The following is a 1,072-nucleotide window of genomic DNA, read 5'->3' as shown; positions in this document are numbered from 1 at the left end:
ATACTATACCGATAAAAAATAGACTACCGTAATAGTCTATTCTGCAAGTTCTTATATACTTGTCCTTCATACCATTTATTTACACCACAACTAAATTAGAAGAGCCATAATTATTATATGCTTCTTTTATCTTTGATGCGTCTCCTGATTTAAGAGCATCGTTTAAAGCATTTGTTATATCTACACTTTGCTTTTTCATCTGTTTGATGGCAATAGTTTCATCTTTATGTTTTTCTTCATAATCTTTCTTAGCTGCTTTTAACTTTTTAATTTCATCTGCATGCTCTTTATTGAATTCTTTTTTCTGTTCTTTAATATATTTTTTTGCATCTTCTTTTGTCATATTTCCACTTTCAACTTTTTTGTGAGTATCTTCAACTATTTTCTTAAAGTCATTCATAAAAGAAGTGTCTACTCCAAGTTTGCTGTAATACAATTCTCTAAATTGTTTCATAAGCTCTCTTCTCTCTGCAAATACTTGCTTAAGCTGAGTTTTAGAGCCTGGAACATAATTTTCTAGGGTATTTAAATCAACCATTAAATTTTTATGTTTTTTATGTTCCATTTTTTGTGATGCTGTCTTTGTCATCACATTTTTTGCAGTATTTTGTACAGGACTTGCAAATGCTGCACCGGGAATTAATATTGATGCAGCTAGCATAGTTGGTAATACTAGCTTTTTAAAATTTAACATAGTATATCTTCCTTTCTTTTGAAATTTTTACTGCATTGTTAATTCTAATTTTACAAAATGACAATTAAGTGACAATATTTTGAATAAAATATGAACAAATTATGTAATATTACTTTTTAATCCTTAACATATTCTTTAGTATGTTTCCCAATAATATTCTATTTAATAAAAAATTATATTGCTTGTACGTATATAACCATAGTTTCCTTCAAATACTATAGTATTATAAATCACAAATCTTATATTACTTTTAGCTATAGGCTGTATTCTTTTAAATACTAATAGTATGGCTCATAAAATCAAACTTAAAAGGAGGTTGATATAATGATCTGTTTGGATCTTCAGCAAAATATAGACATGATAAGTGAAGAAGTCGGA

1 protein-coding gene is annotated in these 1,072 nt (G+C 27.2%); it reads right to left on the bottom strand.

The window, feature by feature from the left end; all coding sequences use genetic code 11:
- Nucleotides 1–79 precede the first annotated feature (79 nt).
- The gene (locus I6U51_RS24140; RefSeq protein WP_211145098.1) at nucleotides 80–694 is read right to left on the bottom strand and encodes a hypothetical protein; all 615 of its coding nucleotides are present in this window, start codon (nucleotides 692–694) and stop codon (nucleotides 80–82) included.
- Between the last annotated feature and the right edge of the window lie 378 nt (nucleotides 695–1,072).

The sequence above is a fragment of the Clostridium aciditolerans genome, from assembly GCF_016316925.1.
Taxonomy (GTDB): Bacteria; Bacillota; Clostridia; order Clostridiales; family Clostridiaceae; genus Clostridium_AM; species Clostridium_AM aciditolerans.
Note: the sequence above shows the minus strand (reverse complement) of the source record. Positions and strands in the feature narration are given on the sequence as shown.